This is a genomic window from Alkalibacter saccharofermentans DSM 14828 (assembly GCF_900128885.1).
Taxonomy (GTDB): Bacteria; Bacillota; Clostridia; order Eubacteriales; family Alkalibacteraceae; genus Alkalibacter; species Alkalibacter saccharofermentans.
This window is the reverse complement of sequence record NZ_FQTU01000004.1, coordinates 134,208-153,962: the sequence shown is the minus strand read 5'-3', so window position 1 is coordinate 153,962 and position 19,755 is coordinate 134,208. Positions and strand designations below refer to the sequence as shown.

At 43.5% G+C, this 19,755-nt stretch carries 15 protein-coding genes, 1 tRNA gene and 1 other RNA gene; 16 read left to right on the top strand and 1 reads right to left on the bottom strand.

Translation table 11 applies throughout. The annotated features are described in order from the left end of the window. Positions 1-355: 355 nt before the first annotated feature. A tRNA-Ser gene (locus BUB93_RS04565) sits at positions 356-446 on the bottom strand. A gap of 112 nt (positions 447-558) precedes the next feature. On the opposite strand from BUB93_RS04565, the gene BUB93_RS04560 reads away from it, so the two are divergent. From BUB93_RS04560 to BUB93_RS04485, 16 genes are all read left to right on the top strand, one after another. Next, positions 559-963, top strand: coding sequence for a hypothetical protein (locus BUB93_RS04560; protein WP_073269893.1), 405 nt, complete (start codon positions 559-561; stop codon positions 961-963). 73 nt (positions 964-1,036) lie between these two features. Further along, positions 1,037-2,191 carry a 1-deoxy-D-xylulose-5-phosphate reductoisomerase gene (locus tag BUB93_RS04555; RefSeq protein WP_073269892.1) on the top strand — a complete coding sequence of 385 codons (1,155 nt, stop codon included), beginning with the start codon at positions 1,037-1,039 and terminating at the stop codon, positions 2,189-2,191. 104 nt (positions 2,192-2,295) lie between these two features. After that, positions 2,296-2,558: signal recognition particle sRNA large type (gene ffs, locus BUB93_RS04550), an RNA gene on the top strand. 63 nt (positions 2,559-2,621) lie between these two features. Next, entirely contained in the window at positions 2,622-4,145 is a 1,524-nt protein-coding gene (gene dnaX, locus BUB93_RS04545) for a DNA polymerase III subunit gamma/tau (RefSeq protein WP_073269891.1), read from the top strand. A 19-nt stretch (positions 4,146-4,164) separates the two neighbouring features. After that, entirely contained in the window at positions 4,165-4,503 is a 339-nt protein-coding gene (locus tag BUB93_RS04540; RefSeq protein ID WP_073269890.1) for a YbaB/EbfC family nucleoid-associated protein, read from the top strand. A 22-nt stretch (positions 4,504-4,525) separates the two neighbouring features. Further along, positions 4,526-5,125 carry a recombination mediator RecR gene (recR, locus tag BUB93_RS04535; RefSeq protein ID WP_073269889.1) on the top strand — a complete coding sequence of 200 codons (600 nt, stop codon included), beginning with the start codon at positions 4,526-4,528 and terminating at the stop codon, positions 5,123-5,125. 148 nt (positions 5,126-5,273) lie between these two features. Then, positions 5,274-7,256, top strand: coding sequence for an excinuclease ABC subunit UvrB (gene uvrB / locus BUB93_RS04530; protein ID WP_073269888.1), 1,983 nt, complete (start codon positions 5,274-5,276; stop codon positions 7,254-7,256). Then, a complete protein-coding gene (uvrA, locus tag BUB93_RS04525) occupies positions 7,257-10,073 on the top strand; it encodes an excinuclease ABC subunit UvrA (protein WP_073269887.1) in 2,817 nt (938 codons plus the stop codon). It abuts the gene before it with no gap. A 40-nt stretch (positions 10,074-10,113) separates the two neighbouring features. Next, positions 10,114-10,599: a hypothetical protein gene (locus BUB93_RS04520; RefSeq protein WP_073269886.1), complete on the top strand. Its 486-nt coding sequence runs from the start codon at positions 10,114-10,116 to the stop codon at positions 10,597-10,599. A 112-nt stretch (positions 10,600-10,711) separates the two neighbouring features. Then, positions 10,712-12,001 carry a trigger factor gene (gene tig, locus BUB93_RS04515; RefSeq protein ID WP_073269885.1) on the top strand — a complete coding sequence of 430 codons (1,290 nt, stop codon included), beginning with the start codon at positions 10,712-10,714 and terminating at the stop codon, positions 11,999-12,001. Between the two features lie 26 nt (positions 12,002-12,027). After that, positions 12,028-12,612 (top strand): ATP-dependent Clp endopeptidase proteolytic subunit ClpP, encoded by a 585-nt coding sequence (gene clpP, locus BUB93_RS04510; RefSeq protein ID WP_073269907.1) that lies wholly within the window; start codon positions 12,028-12,030, stop codon positions 12,610-12,612. Positions 12,613-12,637: 25 nt separating this feature from the next. After that, positions 12,638-13,912 carry an ATP-dependent Clp protease ATP-binding subunit ClpX gene (clpX, locus tag BUB93_RS04505; RefSeq protein WP_073269884.1) on the top strand — a complete coding sequence of 425 codons (1,275 nt, stop codon included), beginning with the start codon at positions 12,638-12,640 and terminating at the stop codon, positions 13,910-13,912. 161 nt (positions 13,913-14,073) lie between these two features. Next, positions 14,074-16,428 carry an endopeptidase La gene (gene lon / locus BUB93_RS04500; protein WP_073269883.1) on the top strand — a complete coding sequence of 785 codons (2,355 nt, stop codon included), beginning with the start codon at positions 14,074-14,076 and terminating at the stop codon, positions 16,426-16,428. Further along, on the top strand, positions 16,428-17,036 hold the full coding sequence (yihA, locus tag BUB93_RS04495; protein ID WP_073269882.1) for a ribosome biogenesis GTP-binding protein YihA/YsxC: 609 nt from the start codon (positions 16,428-16,430) through the stop codon (positions 17,034-17,036). The genes lon and yihA overlap by 1 nt, the downstream gene beginning before the upstream one ends. Positions 17,037-17,137: 101 nt before the next feature. Beyond that, a complete protein-coding gene (gene queG / locus BUB93_RS04490; protein WP_073269881.1) occupies positions 17,138-18,229 on the top strand; it encodes a tRNA epoxyqueuosine(34) reductase QueG in 1,092 nt (363 codons plus the stop codon). Between the two features lie 15 nt (positions 18,230-18,244). Next, the gene (locus BUB93_RS04485; protein WP_073269880.1) at positions 18,245-19,687 is read left to right on the top strand and encodes an Rne/Rng family ribonuclease; all 1,443 of its coding nucleotides are present in this window, start codon (positions 18,245-18,247) and stop codon (positions 19,685-19,687) included. The last annotated feature ends 68 nt before the right edge of the window (positions 19,688-19,755 follow it).

Below are 19,755 nucleotides of genomic sequence, written 5' to 3'. Positions count from 1 at the left end.
CAACTCAGACACCTACGGTGTCCGAGTTCGAGGGCTTCGCCCAATATCAAATTGCCAGTGCAATATATTTAAAGCAAGCTTTGTATATTGCACTGGCAGTTTGATGCTGTATCTCAGTTTATGCGCATAAAAAAATCACCTTATCGGTGATTGTTTTCAATATATGGCGGAGAGAGAGGTCTGCAAAGCTTCGCTTTTCAGTGTCCTGCGCCCTGCTTTCTGCAAGGCTTGGACTTCGGGCCGGTCAAAGTGGATTTACCACTTTGCCTGATCGTCCCTCACCCCCTTGGGGTTCAAATCCCTCTCTGATTTTGCGCATAAAAAAATCACCTTATTGGTGATTGTTTTCAATATATGGCGGAGAGAGAGGGATTTGAACCCTCGGTACGCTTGTGACGCACACACGCTTTCCAGGCGTGCTCCTTCGGCCGCTCGGACATCTCTCCAGATGTTGTTGTCGCAGAATATTATTATACAGATGTACAGGTGGCTTGTCAATCAATATGGTATAATTGATTTGTAAATTAGGGGATGAAAATATGAGGGGGAGGAATTTCCATGTCCTTGTTAAAAAAAGTTCAGGCAGGCATACACATTTTTGTTGGACTGGGCGCAATTTTTGGAGGAGCTGCAGCCATATATGATCCCACGGGCAATTTAGTGGGCATAGATGCAAATGTTGCTTTGAGGCACGGACCTTTCGATGACTTTCTGATTCCGGGACTCTTCCTGTTCGTAATCATAGGTCTTGGCAATCTTTTCGCTGCTTGGACGGGAATGAAAAACAGCAAGATGTTTCCTTTGCTTTCGTTTTTCCAGGGTGGGATACTCGCCCTATGGATCGTTATACAGTGCATTATCCTAGCCAGCATCAATCAACTTCATGTAATATTTTTTATTGTAGGAGCGGCGATGATAGCCTTGGCTGTCAGGGGTTATTTAACCGACAATATCGATGTATAATTTTTCTTGAAAACCCCCGGTTTCTCCGTTATCATATAACGTGTGAAATTATTTTCAATAAGGGGTTGTATTAATGATTAAAATAAGCATATTGGGGTCTACCGGGTCAATCGGCACTCAGACTCTGGACGTCGTAAGAAATCATGGAGACAAGATATCCGTTGTGGCAATTACGGGAAATGAGAATATCGACCTTCTGGAAAAACAGGCACTGGAGTTCCAACCGGAAATCGTAGCGGTATGGGATGAGAAAAAAGCTGGTGAGCTTAGAAAAAGGCTTCAGGGGAAGTGTGAGGTACTGGAAGGCCTTGAGGGGTTATCTGCGGCTGCTGCCTGGGACAGTGCACAGCGGGTCGTTACGGCAATACCCGGAATGGCGGGACTTATTCCTACGATAGAGGCAATAAAAAAGGGAAAAGACATCGCCCTTGCAAACAAGGAAACGTTGGTGGCCGGAGGAAGCGTAGTCATGAATCTGGCTAAAGCACAAGGCGTGGAGTTATACCCTGTAGACAGCGAGCACAGTGCCATATTTCAATGCTTGATAGGAAACCAGCGCAAGTACCTGTCAAAGATAAGCCTAACAGCATCCGGTGGTCCTTTTAGGGACTACGACATAAAACAGCTTGAAGGGGTTACTGTAGAGCAGGCTCTAAAGCATCCCAACTGGTCCATGGGCAAAAAGGTCACCATAGACTCGTCAACACTCATGAACAAAGGTCTGGAAGTTATAGAAGCTAAATGGCTGTTTGATCTTAAGACTGCAGAAATCGACGTTATAATACATCCTCAAAGCATCATTCATTCTTTGGTCGAGTTTAAAGATCACTCTTCCATGGCCCAACTAGGAGAACCGGACATGAGGGTGGCAATTCAGCTGGCTCTGTTATATCCTGAAAGGCACGAAAATAATACGAAAAGCTTGAACCTTGCCGAAATAGGGACTTTGGAATTTAGAAAACCTGATGTAAATAAGTTTAGATGTCTCAAGCTTGCTTACGATGCGCTTGAAGCAGGAGGAAGCATGCCCGTAGTTCTTAACGGTGCTAACGAGATAATGGTCGATAAGTTTTTAAACAAAGAGATTTCTTTTTTGGATATACCTAAGATCATCGAATCAGTGATGAATCTGCACGTACCAATAAGAGAGCCGGGGCTGGAGGAAATCCTGGAAATAGACCGGTGGGCCAGAAAACATGCGAAGGAAAAGGCCGGGATAATCAGCTGATTTTTCTTGCAATTTTCACTCAGTGTGGTACAATTCAATATGTGGCTTTTGGTAGCCAACTAAAAATTGTTTGTAGCTCTTTTGAGGGTTGACATACACTTTTGTCGTGCTAGATGGGGAGTTAGCGGTGCCCTGTACCTGCAATCCGCTGTAGCAGGATCGAATTCCCGACAGAGGATGCATTTTTAGAGGTCAGGAGCGTTTTAAGCGGTGTTGAGAGCCGGGCCCTGTGCAATAGATACTTGTGAACCCCGTCAGGTCCGGAAGGAAGCAGCGGTAAGCAGGAATTCTATGTGCCGCAGGTCAACCTGGTTTGAGCTGGCTGATTCGTTTCGCTCTACAGGTGTATTCGACGAAGGGTGCACGACATTTTTTTATTTTCATGACTATAAAGGCGCAAGGGTTTCAATATGATTATAGGAGCATATGGATGGAATACGTAGCATTATATAGAAAATATCGGCCTAAGCGTTTCGAGGATATGATAGGCCAAGAAAATGTAGTTTCTATTTTAAAAAATCAAATAACCATGGACAAGATAGCCCATGCATATCTATTTAGCGGAACAAGAGGTACTGGAAAGACCTCCGCGGCAAAGATTTTTGCCAGAGCTGTGAACTGTCCCGAATCCGAAACCGGAGAACCATGCAACAACTGCAAAACATGTGCAGATTTGGAGACCAGCAGCGTCATGGACATCATCGAAATCGATGCCGCCTCAAACAGAGGAGTAGACGAAATTAGAGATTTGCGTGACAAGGTCAAGTACATGCCTGCAGTGGGCAGGTACAAGGTATATATCATAGATGAGGTCCACATGCTTACTATGGAGGCTTTCAATGCCCTTTTAAAGACTCTGGAGGAACCTCCAGCCCATGCCATATTCATACTCGCAACCACTGAACCCAATAAGCTACCGGCAACCATACTCTCAAGATGTCAGCGATTTAATTTTCGCAGGCTGACCTCCGAAGAGATTATAGGCCGAATGGCATATATCTGTAAAGACACCCAAATTGAGATAGAAGATGCGGCCCTGAAGCTAATTGCCAGGAATGCCGACGGAGCAATGAGAGATGCTCTTAGCATCCTCGATCAGTGTATGTCAATCAGCAAAGACGACCTGATAGAGTATGAAGAGGTAAAGTCCATTCTGGGCATCACCGACAATGAGATTGTATATTCGATGATTGAGGCTGTTTTGGACAGAGATGTAAAAAGAGCCCTGGATAATTTGGACAACGCCTATAACGCAGGCAAGGAAATGGTTCAGCTTATCCATCAGCTTATAAGCGGATTTAGGGACGTTTTGATCTATGGGATAACAAAAAACACCAATATGCTTATCGAAATAAAAGACGAGTCCAGCGGGCTTCTTGCCGGGAGCAGCATGGAGACCATGGAGCGGATCAGCTCGATAATAGATGTTCTTACCGACAGAGAAAACAAGCTGAAATTTACCGCATTGCCAAAGATCCTCATGGAGGTCACTCTAGTAAGACTCTGCACCATGGAAGAATCTACTATAAAGGCGAGTTCTACCCAGGTCGAGAAACCTGCAAGGCAGGCTCCGGTGGCAAGGGAACAGGAAGCAGGATACGTTAGGAAAGACCCGCAAGCCCATGAAAAGATATCAGATGGGCCAAAGCCGGGCAAGGATGCAGATTTTGCCTCAGTGGTAAAATATATAAGCAAGGACAAAAAGGTTTTAGGAATGTCCTTAGGAGTAGGCAAGGCTAAAGCCGACGGTGATAAAATCATTATCCGTTACAACCAAGGAGATGAATTTCACAGCCAGAAAGTGGAAGAGGAAAAAGCCTACATAGAAAGCACAGCCAAGAAGATATTAGGCAGGGATGTGAAGATAAGCATCCAAGTAAAGACACGGGATGATTACCTTGTAAACAAGCTTCCTTTGGATTTGTTTGGTGAAGACAAGGTTGAATTTAAATAATTTTTTAGGAGGAGTAAAAATGGCGAGAAATAAATTTCCAGGTGGAATGGGAAATATGAACAATATGATGAAGCAGGTGCAGAAGATGCAGGCTGATATGCAAAAGGTTCAGGCTGAGGTGCAGGAAAGGGAAGTTGAAGCCACTGCAGGAGGCGGAGCGGTCACTGCTGTTGCTACCGGTAAAAAAGAGATAGTTTCAATTAAGATAAATCCGGAAGTAGTAGATGAGGACGACGTAGAAATGCTTGAAGACCTTGTTTTAGCTGCGGTCAACGAAGCTTTGAGAAAAGCAGAAGAAATGGTAAGTGCTGAAATGGCAAAAATAACCGGAGGAATGAACCTGCCGGGAATGTTTTAAATCCACGTGACAGAGGTGCAATATGGACTATTATTCAGATTCCCTGTCCAAGCTCATAAATGAGCTGGCGAGATTGCCGGGCATCGGCAACAAAACAGCTCAAAGGCTGGCGATGCACCTGTTGAAAGTACCCAAACAGGAGTCTGAGGCATTGGCTAATGCTATTATTGAGGCGAAAAACAAGATTAGATACTGTACCGTTTGCTTTAATATAACAGATGAAGATCCATGCAGGATATGCAGGGACCAAAAAAGGGACCCAAAGATGATCTGTGTGGTTCAGGAGCCAAAGGACATAATCGCTATTGAAAGGACAAGGGATTACAAAGGGAGATATCACGTTCTCCAGGGGGCAATATCTCCTATGGACGGAATAGGTCCCAACGATATAAGGATTAAGGAGCTTATCCTAAGACTTCAAAAGGAAGATGTTCAAGAGGTAATAATAGCCACAAACCCGACTATTGAAGGGGAGGCTACGGCCATGTACATCTCAAAGCTTATCAAGCCTTCGGGAATAAAGGTAACTAGAATCGCCCACGGGATTCCCGTAGGTGGAGATCTTGAGTATGCAGACGAAGTTACCTTGGCAAAATCCCTTGAAGGAAGACACGAAATTTAGATTTACTGCGAGGCATCCCAGGGTGCTTCGTTTTTTTATGCTTCTATTAAGGAATTTAGGGTATCATTAAAATTGATATTTAACGTATGTTAATGTATAATCTAACCGAACATACGTTTTATGAAAACAAAAGGAACAGGTGAATGAGATGAATGAATTCAAGGTAACCTCGGAATTTGAACCCAGAGGAGACCAGATAAAGGCCATAGAAAAACTTAGCTGTGGCATAAATGAAAATTTACGGTACCAGACTCTCCTGGGTGTAACTGGTTCAGGAAAGACTTACACCATGGCAAAGGTAATCGAGCAGGTGCAAAAGCCAACTCTCATACTGGCTCATAATAAAACCTTGGCAGCGCAGCTATATAGCGAGTTCAAGACGTTTTTTCAGGATAATGCTGTTGAGTATTTCGTTAGCTACTATGATTATTACCAGCCTGAAGCCTACGTTCCCCAATCGGATCTGTACATTGAGAAGGATTCTTCCATCAATGATGAAATAGACAAACTGCGCCACTCCGCCACGGCGGCTCTTTTTGAGCGCAAAGATGTAATCATAGTAGCCAGCGTGTCCTGCATATACGGCCTTGGAAGTCCTATAGATTACGAAGGCCTGGTGGTTTCGCTAAGACCGGGAATGGAAAAGGATAGGGATGAAATTATCAGAAAGCTGGTGGATATTCAGTATGCCAGAAACGACATAAGCTTTACCAGGGGAACCTTCAGGGTCAGGGGAGACATCCTTGAGATATTTCCTGCTGCATCCAGCGATCAAGCGGTTCGCATAGAGTTTTTTGGAGACGAGATAGACAGGATAAGCGAAATCGACGTAATAACAGGTGAGATAAAAGGTACAAGAAGCCACATATCTATATTTCCCGCCTCCCACTATGCGACTACTGAGGATAACTTAAAGAGGGCGGTCGACTCTATAAGAAAGGAATTAAACGATAGGTACGATCAGCTGATAGAAGAGAACAAGCTGGTGGAAGCCCAAAGGATCTTGCAAAGGACCAACTATGACATGGAGATGCTAAAGGAGATGGGTTTTTGCAACGGAATAGAAAACTACTCCAGGCACATAACCGGTCTGCCGCCGGGCAGCCCGCCATTTACTTTGATCGATTATTTTCCAGAGGATTTTTTGCTGATAGTGGACGAATCCCACGTAACAATACCCCAGGTAAGAGGGATGTATGCCGGAGACAGATCTAGAAAACAGAACCTGGTGGACTATGGCTTTAGGCTGCCCTCGGCGCTAGACAACAGGCCTCTTAACTTTGAAGAATTCGAAAACAAGATAAACCAGATGATATTCACCACGGCAACCCCGGGACCATATGAAAACGAAAAGAGCCAAAATCTAGTGGAACAGATAATAAGACCCACCGGTCTTGTGGATCCTGAAATTTTCGTAAGGCCTGCCGAACATCAGATAGACGACCTTATAAGCGAGATAAACGCAAAAATAGACAAAGGTCAAAGAGTGTTGGTTACGACACTTACCAAAAAGATGTCTGAGGATTTGTCTGATTATATAACAAGCGTTGGGATCAAGGCGAAGTACCTTCATTCCGATATAGATACTCTTGAGAGGATAAAGATCATAAGGCAGCTCAGGCTTGGAGAGTTTGATGTGCTTATCGGCATTAACCTTCTGCGGGAAGGTCTGGACATTCCGGAAGTTGGTCTAATAGGGATCTTGGATGCGGACAAGGAAGGGTTCCTGCGCTCAGAAACGGCTCTGATTCAGACGATAGGTAGAGCTGCGAGAAATGTGGATGGGAAAGTCCTCATGTATGGAGACAAGATCACGCCATCCATGAGAAGGGCTATAGACGAAACTGAAAGAAGAAGGAAAATACAGAGTGAATACAATAAAAGACATGGCATCACGCCTATGTCGATAGTTAAAAAGATTCACGGGGTAATAGAGGCTACAAAAGCTGCAGAAGACGAAGCGACCTATCAAACAACCAAGGAAGTGTTGGAGTATGGGGATAGAAGCATTGAAGAGCTTCAAGAGGAAATGATGTTGGCGGCAGAGAGTTTGGAGTTTGAAAAAGCTGCCAAGATAAGGGACCAAATAGTGAAGCTCCAAAATGAAAAGGTCCGAAGAAAGGAGAAATAAATGGATAGAATAAACATAGTTGGAGCCAAGGAGCACAACTTGAAAAATATAAATATAACTCTGCCAAGGGATAAGTTCATAGTATTTACGGGGCTGAGCGGGTCGGGGAAATCCTCCCTGGCCTTTGACACGATTTATGCGGAGGGACAAAGAAGATACGTGGAGTCTCTGTCTTCCTATGCCAGACAGTTTCTCGGGCAGATGAACAAGCCTGATGTCGAGTATATAGAGGGCCTGTCCCCAGCGATATCCATCGACCAAAAGACCACCAACAGAAACCCCAGATCCACAGTGGGGACTGTTACCGAGATATACGATTACTTCAGGCTGTTGTATGCAAGGATAGGCATACCTCATTGTCCCAAATGCGGCAAGGAGATATCCTCCCAGTCAGTAGATCAGATGGTAGAGGCTATAACCGCCATGGGAGAAGGAATCAAGTTTCAAGTTCTCTCCCCCATAGTGCAAGGTGAAAAAGGGCAGCATAAAAAGCTTTTGAATGCAATTAAAAGAGATGGATTCGTCAGGGTGGTCATCGACGGAGAGGTATACGAGCTTAACGAAGAAGAAATCAACCTGGATAAAAACAAAAAACACAATATAGAAATAGTAGTGGACAGGCTCAAGAATAGAGAGGGAATAGAAAAAAGGCTCTCAGATTCCATCGAGACTGCCTTGAAGATGTCGGAAGGCATGGTATTCATAGATATTATCGATGGAGAGAGAATAAAGTTCAGCGAAAAATTCGCATGCCCGGACTGCAACATTGCAATAGACAAGCTCGAACCTAGGATGTTCTCCTTCAATAATCCATTTGGAATGTGCATGCACTGCAACGGATTGGGAAGCCACAAGCAGGTCGATCCGGAGCTTCTTATTCCCGACAAGTCGATATCAATAAACAAGGGAGCCTTGAACTTTTTCGGAGCTAGTGATGAAAGCACCTATTACAATGCTATAATTGCACAAATTGCCATTAAATACGGTTTTTCCATGGACGAACCCCTTGAAAAGGCATCGGCTGAATTCATGGACGCCCTTCTTTATGGAGAGGACGAGCCTATCAACATTAACTTTAATTCTTACTTTGGTGGGTGGAAAGAGCGGGAAATCATATTTGAAGGCCTAGTGAACAACATGGAAAGAAGGTACAATGAAACCTCATCAGAGTACATTAGAGGGAAAATCGAAAAGTACATGTCAGAGACGCCCTGTTCTGTTTGCAAGGGGAAAAGGCTTAACGATAACAGCCTGGCTGTGACGGTAAAAGATAAGAACATAATAGAGCTGACTGAGATGTCTATCAGCGAGATGATGAAGTTCTTCGAAGGCATCCACCTGAATGATAGAGAAAAGATGATTTCGGAGCAGATTTTAAGGGAGATTAACGCAAGGATAAGCTTTTTAATAGATGTAGGCCTTGATTACCTGACGCTGGCAAGGAATGCAGGAACCCTTTCGGGAGGCGAATCCCAGAGGATAAGGCTTGCCACCCAGATTGGCTCCGCCCTGGTTGGAGTTCTATACGTATTAGATGAGCCAAGCATAGGGCTTCACCAAAGGGACAATCAAAGGCTCCTTCATACCCTCAGAAACCTCACGAACCTTGGGAATACACTGATCGTAGTTGAACATGACGAAGACACTATAAGAGAAGCGGACCACGTGGTGGATATCGGTCCCGGTGCAGGAGTCCACGGGGGAGAAGTAGTGGCGGAAGGAACCTGGGATGAAATCGTTAAAAACTCCAGATCAGTCACCGGTAAATATCTTTCAGGAGAGCTGGTCATTCCCGTTCCCCGTGAGAGAAGGGGTGGAAACGGGCTGTTTATAACAATCAACGGAGCAAAAGAAAACAACCTTAAGGATATCGACGTGAAGCTGCCCTTAGGCAAATTCATAGCAGTAACGGGAGTTTCAGGCTCCGGAAAGAGCACTCTTATTAACGAGATACTTTACAAGGGGGTAACCCAAAAGATCAACAGGTCATGGCAAAAGGTAGGAAAGCATAAGGATATAAAGGGAATCGAGAATGTGGATAAAATAATAGATATAGATCAGTCCCCTATTGGGAGGACGCCAAGGTCGAATCCGGCAACTTATACAGGGGTTTTTGATTTCATCAGGGACATATTCGCTCAGACTCCTGAAGCCAAGACAAGAGGTTACAAAAAAGGGAGATTCAGCTTCAATGTCAAGGGAGGCCGTTGTGAGAACTGCAGCGGTGATGGAATAATTAAGATAGACATGCAGTTTCTTCCCGATGTCTACGTTCCCTGTGAGGTTTGCAAGGGCAGAAGATACAACAAAGAGACCATGCAGGTCAAGTACAAGGGAAAAAGCATATCGGAAGTCCTGGATATGTCTGTAGAAGAGGGGCTTTCTTTCTTTGAAAATATCCCGAAGATAAAGAACAAACTTCAAACTCTCCATGATGTAGGCCTAGGCTACATCAAGTTGGGACAGCCCTCAACTCAGCTTTCAGGAGGGGAGGCGCAGCGTATCAAACTGGCAACGGAACTGAGCAAAAGAGGCACCGGAAAAACGCTGTACATACTAGACGAGCCCACTACAGGACTTCATATGGCTGATGTGGATAAACTGATTCAGGTGCTGGATAAGCTTGCAGACAGCGGAAACACAATCGTCGTGATAGAACACAACCTAGATGTTATAAAGGTTGCTGACCATGTGATAGACTTAGGCCCTGAAGGAGGCTTTAGGGGCGGAACTATCATTGCTGAAGGCACACCGGAAAAAGTTTCTGAAATAAAAGCTTCATTTACGGGACAATTTCTTAAAAAAATGTTAAAATAAAATTTATTATAAAAAGCAGTCAAACGGAGGAACTCGATAAATGAAGGAAAGAATTACTGTTCCGAAGATTAAGGACAAAATAAAAGGAGCTAGATGGAAGCTGATATTAGCTGCAACTGCCTTGCTTGCTGTAGGAGTGATCTTGCATCCTATGATAACAATCAGAATGGCATTTAACGGCTTGGATTTTGAGAACACGATTAAAATCACATATGTGAAGTATGCGGGAGAGGCCTTTGTTTCCAGTATTGAAGAACAAAAAGTTCTGGAAGACCAGAGTGAAGTTCGTGATTTTGCTGAAGCTGTATCGAAAGGGAAAATGCCATACGGAATAAATGGCGAACCTGGAAGCAGAGTGGTATTCTTCCATATGGAAAACGGTGATCGGATAAACGCTTTTATAGACGGTGACAACCTAGGGTTCAACTATGGGGATATATGGGTCGAAACCGGCGATTTAAGCCACAGGTTTGATATCATGGAAAATCAGGATTTGGTTAAGATTAAGGACTTGACAAAAGAATGACTTAAATTATGCCATGTTTGATTTTTTGCAAAAGACTATGGTATAATAATTTGGTTAAAGTGTTTAGGGATAGACAATAAAATACAAATATACAATCTTAGGAGGATTATAAATGGTTTCTAGTGTTGAGAAAATGGAAAAAAATGTGGCGACTATAAAGATAGAGGTTTCTTCGGAAGACTTTAAAAAAGCTGTTGCCAAAGCATACCAAAAGAACAGGGGCAAGTTCAACATCGACGGGTTCAGAAAAGGAAAAGCACCACAAAAGATCATCGAAAATAGATATGGCAAAAACGTTTTTTATGAAGATGCCATCGATTTGGCCTTTCCTGAGGCTTACTTGGAAGCTTTGGAAGAGCACAAGATTGACGCAGTTTCCAGACCATCAATGGAGAGCATCGATGCTATCGGAGAAGATGAAGGTCTTAAGATGACTGTTTCTGTAGCAGTGATGCCCGAGGTGGAGCTTGGAGAGTATAAGGGCCAAGAGATAGAGCCTCTTAGCTATGACCCTGCAGAAGAAGACGTTAACGATGAGTTGGCGAAAATGCAAGATCAAAACTCAAGAATGGTAACTACAGAGGATGGAGAAGCAAAGGATGGAGACACGGTAACAATAGATTTTGAAGGATTCATCGATGGAGTTGCATTTGACGGAGGTAAAGCAGAAGGACACAGCCTGACTCTTGGTTCACAAACATTCATACCCGGATTTGAAGAGCAGCTTGTAGGAACCAAGAAAGGTGACGAAGTTGAAGTCAAGGTCGCTTTCCCTGAAGATTACCATGCAGACGATTTTGCAGGAAAAGAAGCGATTTTCAATGTTAAGGTCAATGAGATCAAGGTGAAGGAAATGCCGGAGCTTGACGATGAATTTGCAAAAGACGTTAGCGAATTTGACACTTTAGACGAACTGAAAGAAGATCTTAAAAACAAGTTCAAGGCAAGAAAAGAAAAGGAAGCAGCGGATTCAGCAAAGGCAAAAGTAGTCGACGGAGCGGTGGAAAGCGCCAAATTTGAAATACCTGACCAGATGATTGAGGAAGAGATGGAAAAATCTTTAAAAGATTTTGAATACCAGCTCAAGATGCAGGGTATAGATATGGAAGACTACTTTAAATACACCAACATGGACAAGAATAAGCTTGTAGAAGAAGTAAGAGAAGATTCCAAAAAGAAAATATCAAGGGACATTGTTCTTACAAAAATCACTGAGACTGAGTCCATAGAAGCGACTGATGAAGAGATAGACAAGGAAATTGAAGATCAGGCAGCCATGTACAACATGGATGTTGAAAAATTCAAGAGCACCATCACAGACGATCAAAAGGAATACTTCGCGAACTCTGTGAAGAGAAAGAAAACAATCGATTTTTTACTGGACAGCGCAGTTCAAAAATAACATAAGATAGGAGTGGTTTTATGGAAATGAATTTGGTGCCAATGGTAGTCGAACAGACAGGCAGAGGTGAAAGATCCTACGACATTTACTCCAGATTGTTAAAAGAGAGAATTATTTTCCTTAATGGTGAGGTAAATGACATATCTGCAAGTCTTATCGTGGCGCAGCTTCTGTTTTTGGAAGCTGAAGATGCAGACAAAGATGTGCAAATATACATCAACAGCCCGGGAGGATCGATAACCGCTGGAATGGCTATATACGATACGATGAATTTCATCAAATGCGATGTATCCACTATTTGCGTCGGTATGGCAGCTTCAATGGGAGCGTTCTTGCTTGCAGCAGGCAAAAAAGGAAAGAGATACGCCCTGCCAAACAGTGAAGTGATGATCCATCAACCTTTGGGTGGAGCCCAGGGACAGTCTGTAGACGTTCAGATCTATGCAAACAGGCTGATAAAAACCAGGGAAAAAATCAACAAAATTTTAAGTGAAAGAACCGGTCAGCCGATTGAAGTTGTAAACAAGGATACTGACAGAGATTACTTCATGTCCTCTCAGGAAGCCAAGGAGTATGGACTAATCGACAAGGTGATAACCTCAAGAAAGTAAGCAGCCGGAAACGAGAGGTAAAAAAATGTCTAAAAATGATGATAATAAACAGCAAATAAGGTGTTCGTTCTGTGGCAAAACCCAAAACCAGGTCAAAAGAATGGTAGCGGGACCTGGAGTGTATATCTGCAACGAGTGCATCGAATTGTGCCAGGAAATAATCGAAGAGGAATTCGTGCCTGAGCATATCGAAGAGCTTACAGACATTCCTACGCCTGAAGAAATCAAGTGTTATTTGGATGATTACGTAATTTCCCAGGAGAGGGCGAAGAAATCTCTCGCTGTGGCAGTGTATAATCATTACAAGAGAATCAACTTGACGGAAACGAGCGAAGATGTGGAGGTTCAAAAAAGCAATATCCTGTTTCTTGGACCGACGGGATCCGGAAAGACACTTCTTGCACAAACTTTGGCTAGAATGCTTAACGTTCCCTTTGCCATAGCCGATGCTACTTCCCTTACTGAAGCGGGATACGTTGGAGAGGATGTTGAAAACATCTTGCTAAAATTGATCCAGGCTGCAGACTACGATATCGAAAAAGCCCAAAGAGGCATAATTTATATCGACGAGATTGACAAGATTGCGAGAAAAAGCGAGAATCCCTCAATCACTAGAGATGTTAGCGGCGAGGGAGTTCAGCAGGCCCTGCTTAAAATTCTCGAAGGGACTACGGCAAATGTACCCCCCCAAGGAGGAAGAAAGCATCCTCATCAGGAGTTTTTGCAGATAGACACCACCAATATATTGTTTATTTGCGGTGGAGCCTTTGATGGAATCGAAAGAATAATATCAAAGAGGACAGGCAACAAAGCGATGGGCTTTAATGCGGACGTAAAGAGCAAAAAGAAAATGGACGCTAGCGAAGTGCTAAAGCAGATTCAGCCAAGAGACTTGCTGCAATTCGGATTGATTCCTGAGTTCGTAGGAAGAATTCCAGTGGTTACCACCTTGGAGCCGTTGGATGTGGAAGCTTTGGTGAGCATACTGACAGAGCCCAAAAACGCTTTGATCAAGCAGTACAAAAAAATGATGGAAGTTGACGGGGTCGAGTTGGTTTTTGAAAAAGACGCCCTCAAGGCAATAGCCGACAAAACCATCCAACACGAGACAGGAGCAAGAGGGCTTAGAGGGATACTTGAAAACCTTATGCTGGACGTGATGTACGATATTCCTTCAAGGAAGGATATTGTGAAGTGCATCATATCAAAGGACACTGTCACGAAGAACAAGGCTCCAATGCTTGTCTACAAAGACAAACCAGAGGAAAAACAGGAAAAGGACGAAGAAAGCGCATCCTGATTAATATAGCCACTTTAAGAAAAAGCAATCATTCATGTGATTGCTTTTTCTATGAAGGAAGAGAAATTCAATAACTTTTCTTAAGCTGATTGAAAAATATATATAGAATGATATAATTAAAAAGCTAAAGGAACATATAAAGCATCAGAGGAGTGATGAAAATGAATAAACCGAATATCAAGGGTCAAACCGATAACATAGAGCTGATAAAAGTAAACAGACTTCCCCTTATACCCTTAAGGGGCTTGATAGTATTCCCTGAGATGATAATCCATTTCGATGTAGGAAGGGATAAATCTATCAAGGCGCTGGAAACGGCCATGACGGAGAATCAAGAGGTGATTCTTGCAGCCCAGTATGACATCGAAGTAGAGGATCCAAAACCGGAGGATATATATCCGGTAGGAACCAGGGCTACAGTCAAGCAGCTTCTTAAAATGCCAGGAAACCTTATCAGGGTGCTGGTAGAAATACAAAACAGAGTTGAAATTGTGGAGTATTACCAAGAGGAACCTTTTTTCGAGGTGGAAGTAAAAGACCTAGCAGCTAAAAAACTTCGAGGCAAAGAGAGCAAAGCTCTAATGAGGATGGTAAAACAGGCGTTTATGGCTTATTTGAACCTGACTAGAAAATCATCACCGGATTTGATGATGGCTGTGGAGGGAATCAAGGAAGCTGACGAGCTGGTTGACATTATCGGAGCCAATCTGATCCTTGAAATAGAGGAAAGCCAGGATATACTACAGGAAATAGACACCTTGACCAGGCTTGAAAAGACATACGAATATCTGGTAAAGGAACTGGAGCTTTTGGAAATCGAGCGAGATATAGATGACAAGGTCAAAAACCAGATGGACAGGCAGCAAAAGGAATATTTCCTCAGAGAGCAGATAAGGGTAATTCAAGAAGAGCTGGGAGAAGGGAATACGGTTTCCGTGGTAGATGATTATCTGGAAAGGCTGAGCAAGCTCAACCTAAGCCATGAGATACACGACAAGGTGGAAGCTGAGGTATTAAAGCTTAACAAGATACCTTCGGGAAGCTCTGAAGCAAGCGTCGTTCAGACTTACATTGAGTGGATCTTGGATCTTCCATGGGACACCGAAACTGATGAGTCTATCGACATAAAAATTGCAAGAGAAATACTGGATGAAGACCACTACGCTCTATATAAGGTTAAGGAGAGGGTGCTAGAGTACCTTGCGGTGCTCAAACTTTCTAATGCCTTGAAAGGACCGATACTCTGCCTGGTAGGACCACCTGGGGTCGGAAAAACCTCCATTGCAAAGTCAATTGCAAAAGCCTTAGGAAGAAAATTCGTAAGGATGTCCCTGGGGGGGATGAGGGACGAAGCTGAAATCAGAGGGCATAGAAGAACCTACGTTGGAGCCATACCCGGAAGAATCATATACAACATCAAGCAGGCGGGAAGCAGGAACCCACTCTTTCTGTTAGATGAAATAGACAAGATGAGCCAGGATTTCAGAGGAGATCCGGCATCGGCTCTCCTTGAGGTGTTGGATCCGGAGCAAAACTCCACCTTTACGGACAACTATCTTGAGCTGCCCTTCGACCTGTCAAAGGTCATGTTCGTCACCACGGCAAACAACGTCTCTACGATTCCGAGACCTTTGCTGGACAGGATGGAAATCATAGAGGTTTCCGGATATATCGAGGAGGAAAAGCTAAACATCGCCACTAGATACCTCCTTCCAAAGCAGCTTAAGAACCATGGGCTTAAAAAGAGCAACATAAACTTGAACGAACAGGCCATAAGGGATGTCATAAACTACTACACCAGGGAATCCGGCGTACGAGAACTTGAAAGACAGATTGCTAGGATCTGCCGTGTAGTTGCTAAGAACATCGTGGAAGAAGACAAAAAGAGAATTTCGGTGAACCCTAAAAATCTGGACAAGTTTTTGGGAATGAAAAAATACAGATACGAAAAAATAGAAGGCAGGGAAGAAATAGGCCTTGTCAATGGCTTGGCCTGGACCTCTGTTGGTGGAGATACGTTGCAGATCGAAGCGGTAGCAATGCCAGGAAAAGGAAAGATCGAGCTTACCGGACAGCTAGGAGACGTGATGAAGGAGTCTGCTCGTGCAGGAATCAGTTACATAAGAAGCAAAGCAGAAGAGCTAAATGTGGACCCAGAGTTCTACAGCAAGCTAGACATCCATCTTCATGTTCCGGAAGGGGCGATACCCAAGGACGGACCTTCAGCGGGGATAACCATGACTACGGCACTGGTTTCTCTCCTTACTAAAAAACCTGTTTCCCAAAACCTGGCCATGACAGGAGAGATTACTTTGAGAGGAAGGGTCCTGCCTATCGGAGGGGTTAAGGAGAAGCTTCTAGCCGCACACAGAGCGGGCATAAGCGATATAATAATCCCCAAGGAAAACGAGAAGGATCTGGAAGAAATCCCTGCTCAGATACTGGCCAAGCTTAAGATCAATACCGTGGAAACCATGGAAGATGTCATTAAGATCGTATTCGGCGGTATGAAATAATGAATATCAATAGAGTTCATTTGATAACAAGCGCTGTTTCTCCAAAGCACTACCCGGAGCACGATCTGCCGGAGGTACTGCTTTTGGGAAGATCCAATGTTGGGAAGTCTTCCTTTATAAACACGATAATAAACAGGAAGGCGCTGGCAAGGACAAGCTCCCAACCGGGAAAGACCAGGACGGTAAACTTCTACAACGTTGAGGACACTTTCTGCTTCGTGGACATGCCGGGATACGGTTATGCCAAGGTTTCGAAGACAGAAAGGCAAAATTTCAGAAGGATGATACAGGACTATATCGAAAACAGAGAAAATCTGGTTATGGTAGTTCAGCTTGTAGATTTTAGACATAAACCTACAGAGGATGATTTGGCTGTCAATGGATGGCTTTACGACAACGAGATAACGCCTTTGATAGTCGCGACCAAGATGGACAAGGTAAAAAAAACCCAAAGGCCTAAAAACCTGAAGGTACTCATGGAAACTATGGAAATAGAAGACAGAGAAGATGTTATCTTGTTCTCAAGCGAAACAAAGGACGGGAAAAAAGAGGTGGAGGATCTGATAGAAGAGATACTCAAGGCCTTGTCCGAAGAAGAAAATCAATAAATAATATTCAAAGGGCGGTTTGGCGAAAGTCGGACCGCCGCCTTTTGTTTTTTGCTGTAAAGGCTTATAATATAAGGGAAGAGTCAAAAGGAGTGGGCGCAATGGATCTGAAGGATGATATTATGATAGCGGCAAAAGATATTGGAATCGATATGATAGGGTTTACAGACTCAGTTTCGAAGGATTTTTTTGTTCCAATTTACGAAGACCGCAAAAGCAAGGGATGTCTAGTCCTTTTGGATTCTGTGGATTCGAAGGAGTGGTTCTCCCCCAAAGCCCATTGGGATTTATGTAAGAGCGTGGTATCCATAGGGGTGCCCTATAGATGGGAAGAGGAATGTGAGCTCGGAGGCACACAAGGATTATTTGCAAGGGTTTCACGAGGTGTGGACTATCATAAGGTGCTTCATGAAAAAATCAAGCAAATGATGGAACGGGTAAAAAAATATCATCCTGACATAGATTATAAAGCCTATGTGGACAACGGGCCTGTGAGCGACAGGGCCTTTGCCTGGGCTGCGGGGGTTGGTTTTTATGGCAAGAACGGCTTTATAATAAGCCCTGATTACGGAAGCTTTGTGTTTTTGGGGCAGGTCCTGTTAAATAAAGAATTAAGTGAAAAGTCAACTCCCCTGGAATCCATGTGCGGCCACTGTGATTTGTGCATAAACGCTTGTCCTGTAGATGCATTAAAAGGTCCTTTCCGATTCGACGGAAATAAATGCATATCCTATTTGACACAGAAAAAAGGAATTCTCAACAGGCAGGAACGAAAGGCCATAGGCCAAAGCCTTTACGGGTGCGATATTTGCCAGGATGTGTGTCCTTTCAACAAAGAAGCCAAGCTTTCGAAAGAGGGGAAATTTAAAGCAGACTGCAAAGACATCGCCCCTGAGCTTGAATATATATTAAATATGGACAACAAGACTTACAGTGAGTATTTCAAGGGTACATCTTCCGGCTGGAGGGGTAAGCGCACCTTGCAGAGAAATGCTGTAATCCTTTGTGGCAATATTCTACTTGAAAATAATTTCACATTGCTGTTACAATGTATACATGATCAACGTGAGGAAATAAGGATTCACGCCATGTTCTCCCTTTTAGAATACGGAGCCCGAGGGGAAAAAACTGTTGAAGAGCATATCCAGGCGGAATCATGTGACTTCATGGATAAATTCAACAGGTACAGATAGGATGGAGATTATAAGATGAACAGAATCGTCATAGAAACCATGATGGGTCAAAATAGAATAGCCGTAACCAGAGACGACCAGCTGGAACATTTTTTCACCGACAGGGAGAGCGACTGGAACACATACGGCAACATATACATGGGAAGAGTGGAACAGATAAAGCCTGGAATGCAGGTGGCATTCGTTAATATAGGGGGAGATAAAAATGGTCTACTGCACCTAAGCGATATCTATCCCAATCCCGATAACCTGCCCATAGACAAAGTGATAAAAAAGGGACAGGATATAATAGTCCAGGTCAAAAAAGAAGCGGTGGGAACAAAGGGGGCACGGCTTACTACAAAGTACTGGATTTCAGGCCACTACCTGGTGCTTCTACCGACAGAAGAAAAAATATACATGTCAAAAAAGATTAGAGACAAAGAAGAGATAAACAGGCTCAAGACGTTCCTCGAGGATATAAAGCCCGCAGATGCAGGTGTCATATTTAGAACCGAATCAGAGGGATCTTCTCTTGAAGTGATCGAAAAGGAACTGGATTATCTTATGGGAAAATGGCGACTTATAAACAGCAGGATACACATTGCCCCAAAGCTGCTGTTTAAGGACAAGGGTCCAGTGATCAAGACAATCCGTGACTACTACACAACTAAGACTGACCAGGTGGTTTTAAACAGCGATGCTTACCTGGAGGAGATCAAGGATTATTTCAGCAATTATTTTCCCGAAGATCTCGACAAGATAAAGCTGGTGCATAAGCTCAATATATTCGATGATTACGATCTGGAGCCACAAATAAGAGAGCTTTATGCGAGGAAGCTTTGGCTTAAAAGCGGAGGCTATATCATCATAGACAATACGGAAGCCTTTACCGTAATTGACGTAAACAGTGGAAAGTTTACAGGACACAAGGATCCGGAAGAAACAATAGCCAGGATAAACCTTGAAGCCACTGAGGTGATCGCTCACCAGATGAGGCTTAGAAATCTAAGTGGAATTATACTGATCGACTATATAAATATCTCAAAAGACAAGCATAAGGAAAAAATCATAAAAAAATGGAGGGAAATGTCCTCCCGTGACAAGGTGAGGTTCAAGCTGGTAGGTTTTACGGAACTGAGCATATTACAGATAACAAGAAAGCAGGAAGGCAAGTCCATAGTAAATATAAACAGGCAGACTTGTCCCCTCTGTGACGGGACCGGAGATGTCTACAACCAGGAAGCGTTTTTTTACAAGTGCCTTGCAAAGATAGAAAATGACATTTACCTTTTGAATCACAACAGGTTCAAAATAGTCATCAGCCCGTATCTGAAAAATGTGATAGATGAGCACAAATATTTCGGTCATGGATTTTCCTTTGATCAAATGCTGGAGGAGTTTTACAAGGTCAAAGTTGACATCGAAGTAAACATCAACAATGAGTTCGATCAGGTTGCAATACTTCCGTCAAATTAAAATTGACGTATTCTATTCTCCGTGGTATACTATTACGGTGTATGAAGCCGCTCTGACAAGGTAGAACT

What these genes read in the sequence shown, in the direction of transcription:
- BUB93_RS04560 (WP_073269893.1), top strand. Translation starts at nt 559, where the DNA reads ATGTCCTTGTTAAAAAAAGTTCAGGCAGGCATACACATTTTTGTTGGA.
- BUB93_RS04555 (WP_073269892.1), top strand. Translation starts at nt 1,037, where the DNA reads ATGATTAAAATAAGCATATTGGGGTCTACCGGGTCAATCGGCACTCAG.
- dnaX (WP_073269891.1), top strand. Translation starts at nt 2,622, where the DNA reads ATGGAATACGTAGCATTATATAGAAAATATCGGCCTAAGCGTTTCGAG.
- BUB93_RS04540 (WP_073269890.1), top strand. Translation starts at nt 4,165, where the DNA reads ATGGCGAGAAATAAATTTCCAGGTGGAATGGGAAATATGAACAATATG.
- recR (WP_073269889.1), top strand. Translation starts at nt 4,526, where the DNA reads ATGGACTATTATTCAGATTCCCTGTCCAAGCTCATAAATGAGCTGGCG.
- uvrB (WP_073269888.1), top strand. Translation starts at nt 5,274, where the DNA reads ATGAATGAATTCAAGGTAACCTCGGAATTTGAACCCAGAGGAGACCAG.
- uvrA (WP_073269887.1), top strand. Translation starts at nt 7,257, where the DNA reads ATGGATAGAATAAACATAGTTGGAGCCAAGGAGCACAACTTGAAAAAT.
- BUB93_RS04520 (WP_073269886.1), top strand. Translation starts at nt 10,114, where the DNA reads ATGAAGGAAAGAATTACTGTTCCGAAGATTAAGGACAAAATAAAAGGA.
- tig (WP_073269885.1), top strand. Translation starts at nt 10,712, where the DNA reads ATGGTTTCTAGTGTTGAGAAAATGGAAAAAAATGTGGCGACTATAAAG.
- clpP (WP_073269907.1), top strand. Translation starts at nt 12,028, where the DNA reads ATGAATTTGGTGCCAATGGTAGTCGAACAGACAGGCAGAGGTGAAAGA.
- clpX (WP_073269884.1), top strand. Translation starts at nt 12,638, where the DNA reads ATGTCTAAAAATGATGATAATAAACAGCAAATAAGGTGTTCGTTCTGT.
- lon (WP_073269883.1), top strand. Translation starts at nt 14,074, where the DNA reads ATGAATAAACCGAATATCAAGGGTCAAACCGATAACATAGAGCTGATA.
- yihA (WP_073269882.1), top strand. Translation starts at nt 16,428, where the DNA reads ATGAATATCAATAGAGTTCATTTGATAACAAGCGCTGTTTCTCCAAAG.
- queG (WP_073269881.1), top strand. Translation starts at nt 17,138, where the DNA reads ATGGATCTGAAGGATGATATTATGATAGCGGCAAAAGATATTGGAATC.
- BUB93_RS04485 (WP_073269880.1), top strand. Translation starts at nt 18,245, where the DNA reads ATGAACAGAATCGTCATAGAAACCATGATGGGTCAAAATAGAATAGCC.